Raw genomic sequence first — 4,392 nt, 5'->3', positions numbered from 1 at the left:
TTAAGGTTACCCTTTTTTAAGAAAAAACAATAAATTTCTTCAAAAAAAAGACTTGACATATGACCAGAATACTGAGCGAAGCGAAGAATCTCGGTGCGTGTCGTAAGTGACACCAACAGCAGCACCTGCCACCAGCGGACAGCAGACAGCTGACAGCCGATAGCGGGCTATCCCACTTTCCCACTATCCCACTGTCCCGCTGTCCAACTATCTCACCTATCCCCATAGTCACGGGCCGCTGGAAAATGATATAATATTTCTAAAACCATGCATTGATTGAAGAAAGGTGAAGATATATGAAAATGAAGAAGTGGCTGGCGGCTTCCTTGACCGCCCTGGCAGTAACGGCAGGCAGTATGGCGGTTTCCGCAGATTCCCTGACCCTGTCCGGCGGGGAAGTGATGGACATGGGGTCCTCCGTTTCCGTGTATCCCGGAGAGAGGTCCTTCTTTGGAAGCCAGCTTCATGACTGGCTCATGGAACCGGATGCTGCCAAGACGGTGGAGAAAGCACTGGAAGGGGCTGCTGTTTTCCCGAAGGATAAGGACTATTCCAAAGAATTTTCAGAAATGGCTGTTTCCATCCTCCGCACAGGAAAGGTGTACCAGCTGCGGGCTGCTGCAGATGATACCTTTTACCAGGGCATGATGGTTTCCCTGTCCGTTTCCGACAGCGACATGTTAAAGCTTGCCATGTACGGCCACACAGCCCTTTCCGATAAGGAAAAGCCGGAAACCGAGACGGCTGCGGTAAAGGATGTTTCCGCTGTGAAGGAAACGGCTCCTGCCAAAGATAGGGCTAAAGAGGATTCCCTGGATAGGGCGCTTTCCCTTTTCCGCGGAGCAGTGAAGGTGGAGGACCATTCCTCCTGGGAAGACAGGAAATCGGAAAAGGGACTTTCCTACCGTACCGCTGATGCCCGTCTGGTGCTCAATAAGAACGGTTTCATGATTCCCCTCTATGTGAAAGGAGTCATTACCAGGGACGAAGGGAAGACGGTGTATACAGTGTTTGCGGCAGACCAGGCATCGGGCCGGTATTTCCAGCCCCTTCTGGATAAGGCATTGAAGGAAGCGAAGAAATGAGAATCAGGAAAACCGCAGTCCTCCTTGCCTTTTCTCTTATGATGGCGGGAGGCTTTGCAGGGGCACAGGACCTTTCCCGTGCTGATGGAAATGGCACTCAAGGAGAGATGAGTGCTCTGGCCCCGGTGTTCCCGGGAGTGGGGCCGGTGATGGGCGGCAGCACGGCGCCTCTGGCCGATACCATCCAGAAGGCGGGGGCTGTGCCGGTGTCTGAAATGGGCGATTCATTCCTGAGCCATGTATCCCTGCCAAAGCATATGCAGTATGAACCCTTGGCGAAGGGAGACTCCGTCTTTGCCCGCCACATGGGCACTGTGACGGTGGAGGGAAAGAAATATACCGCCGGCGCTCTGGCCATAGGTGCCACTTTCAAAGGTAAGGCTTCGGACGATTACTTCGGCGGCATGTTTCTTCCTGAAGGACATACCAGGGAGTCCGGCGCCCGCATGCTTGCTTTTAATGTGGGCCTCCTGAAGCTGGAGAGCGCGATGAATGAAGTGTTCCTCCATGCGGTGGACGAGGTGAGGAGAGATACGGGAGAAAGGCTTCCCTACGATTTCCTCACGGTGGATATGGTCCATGTGGAACAGCTCCATACCTTAAAGGGAAGCCCCAAGACCTACAGCTTTTCCATCCGCCCCGTATTCTCCGCCGACGGCTGGATGGTGCCCCTTTTCATTCGGGGCTTTGCGTCTAAAGTGGACGGCAGCTATCGCTTCCTTTTCCTGGCAGCGGCGGACAGCGAAAGGGATATCGTCGAAAGGGCGGGTTTGGAACTCCTTCATCGGCCTCTGATGGAAGATATAAAAAAATAATAGAAAAGACCTTCTTGTCATAGAGGAAGGTCTTTTTTTACCATGAATTTTGCGAAATGATATAATGAATCCAGCCATTCTAAAATCATCTACAGGAGGCATGACTATGATTCTTTCTATTTTTCTGCTTGTGATTTTATTCCTTTTCCTTTCAAGGACTTCTGCTTCGGCAGAAGAAAAGCCTTCCGTACATCTTCTCGCCACCGGCGGCACCATTGCAGGGAAGGCTTCTTCCGAAACCGCCACCACCGGCTACGAAGCCGGCGCCCTGGGAGTGGAGGATCTCCTTTCCGCCCTGCCGGAGGTGAATGACTATGCCCAGGTGACGGGAAAAGAAATCTGTGGAATTGACAGCAAAGATATGACCGACGCCATCTGGCTTACCCTTTCAGAAAGGGTGAATGCACTGGCCGGTGAAAAGGATGGGCTTGTCGTCATCCATGGCACCGATACCATGGAAGAAACGGCCTATTTTCTCCAGCTCACGGTGAACCCCTCCATCCCCCTGGTGCTTACCGGCGCCATGCGCCCTGCCACCGCTGTCAGCGCCGACGGCCCTATGAATCTTCTGAATGCCGTCCGCCTGGCGGCGCATCCTTCCGCTAAGGGCAAGGGGGTGCTGGTCATGATGAATGACACCATCTTTGGCGCCAGAAACGTGACAAAGGGAAATACCCTCTCCCTTGATACCTTCCGCTCTCCCGACGGCCCTTTAGGCTATATGAATGACGGCATTCCCTGCTGGTGCGCCCTGCCGGTGCGTGTGCCCAAAGAAAAGGCACCCTTTGACGTGAAGGGGCTTACCGCTCTTCCTAAAGTCTACATCGTCTACGGCCACGCCGGCGCCGACGGCGCTATGGTGAAAGCCGCTGTTTCCATGGGCGCAGAAGGCATCGTCTATGCAGGTACCGGAAACGGCAGCGTCCATAGGGAAGATGAAAAAGCACTGGCAGAGGCGGCAGCAAAGGGCATTCCCGTGGTGAGAAGTTCCCATGCCGGAAGCGGCTCCGTCATTTCCGCCGAACCGTCCTACGAGAAGGAAGGATTCATTCAAGGCGGCTCCCTTTCTCCCCAGAAGGCCCGCATCCTTCTCTCCCTGGCATTGACAAGAACAAAGGACTTCGGGGACATAGGGGAGATGTTTGGGAAGTATTAAGAGTAGTGAGCTGGTGGGCTGGTGGAACAGTGGGATGGTTTCTAGTTTCTTGTTTCTTGTGCGGCATTGATAGAATCCGCTGTCCGCTGTCGACTGAAAAGGTATATGACAGTAAGAATTTCAAAAAGCATTTTATACTAAAACAGGCTGCCCTTTGGCGGTCAGTATGGCATAGAGTATCATTCTCGACTTGCAGCGTCGTACACCCCTGCGCCACTTCGTGGCCCTCTCCCCCTAAAGGGGGCGCAAGGGCTATACGGCGCTGCCCCTTTTTTGAGTGGAGCGAACACAACCCTTTGCCCGCAGGGCAAAGCCCCCTTCGGCCAAAAGGGCCGTCCACCTTCCCCTCTGAACCTTTTAAACCAGCCCGCCAAAGGCGGGCCGAACCCTCTGCACCCGGGCCGCATGGCGGCCCCCATGTACCATGTCACAAATTCTATTTGACATCCGCTATCAAGAGTGATACTATTAGTACAACCGAATAGGAAAAGAGAGGTGCCCGAAGGGCTTAATAGGGAAGACCGGTGGAAAGCCGGCACGGTCCCGCCACTGTAATGCAGAGCGAATCCATAATGTCACTGAGAAATCGGGAAGACGGATAAGCGAGGAAGCAGAGTCAGGAGAACTGCCTGTCTTATATCACCGTTTGAACCCACGAGCGATGGGAAGGGGATGTCTAAAGGATGTCTCTTTACGCTTGTGTAAAGAGCTTTTTTCATGGTTTGAACATTCGGTTATTGAGGAGCACAATTTCATACGTGAAGCAGGTGCCCAGGAGGGCTTAATAGGGAAGACCGGTGAGAAGCCGGCACGGTCCCGCCACTGTAATGCAGAGCGATTCCAACAAAAGTCACTGATGATATTGGGAAGGCTGGAGGAGCGAGGAAGCAGAGTCAGGAGAACTGCCTGTTTTGTATCACCGTCTGACCTACGAGCGATGGGAAGGTGTGTATTCATAGAGCCTCTTTTTGGCGTACCCTGAATCCACCCTGTCCTTTGGCAAGGTGGATTTTCTTATGTATCCGCCGGGAGATGATGACAGGGAACATCATTCTCCTCAAAACGCTCACTCCTTCGATGTAACGCCTGCATAGGCTTTACATATACCTGTGGGGATTTCTCCATGGTTCATCTCCTTTCGGGTGATGGCGGTAAAAGGGAAATATCATCATCACCCATCCCTATTACCATAGCTTCTTTATGAAGTTCCTATATATCGGGTGCGCCTGCACCACTCTGATACAGGGGTCTCCCCTGAGGGAAGCGCTGATTAAATCGTTGTCTGCTTTTATTCTAGAATTTTTATGCAATGCGAGGAATGGGATGACGAGAATAG

At 52.7% G+C, this 4,392-nt stretch carries 3 protein-coding genes and 2 riboswitches; all 3 genes read left to right on the top strand.

What is annotated here, in order from left to right; genetic code table 11:
• The first annotated feature begins 296 nt into the window (after positions 1 to 296).
• Positions 297 to 1,085, top strand: a complete 789-nt coding sequence (locus QZQ29_RS08980) for a hypothetical protein (protein ID WP_296962506.1) — start codon at positions 297 to 299, stop codon at positions 1,083 to 1,085.
• Complete coding sequence (locus QZQ29_RS08975) at positions 1,082 to 1,900, top strand: hypothetical protein (protein WP_296962503.1); 819 nt, start codon at positions 1,082 to 1,084, stop codon at positions 1,898 to 1,900. Before QZQ29_RS08980 ends, QZQ29_RS08975 begins: the two co-directional genes overlap by 4 nt.
• A 106-nt stretch (positions 1,901 to 2,006) precedes the next feature.
• On the top strand, positions 2,007 to 3,056 hold the full coding sequence (locus tag QZQ29_RS08970) for a type II asparaginase (protein ID WP_296962500.1): 1,050 nt from the start codon (positions 2,007 to 2,009) through the stop codon (positions 3,054 to 3,056).
• Between the two features lie 476 nt (positions 3,057 to 3,532).
• A riboswitch (cobalamin riboswitch) is annotated at positions 3,533 to 3,704 on the top strand.
• Between the two features lie 100 nt (positions 3,705 to 3,804).
• Positions 3,805 to 3,981: riboswitch (cobalamin riboswitch) on the top strand.
• Positions 3,982 to 4,392: the final 411 nt, after the last annotated feature.

The organism is uncultured Dialister sp., from assembly GCF_900538805.1.
Taxonomy (GTDB): domain Bacteria; phylum Bacillota; class Negativicutes; order Veillonellales; family Dialisteraceae; genus Dialister.
Note: the sequence above shows the minus strand (reverse complement) of the source record. Positions and strands in the feature narration are given on the sequence as shown.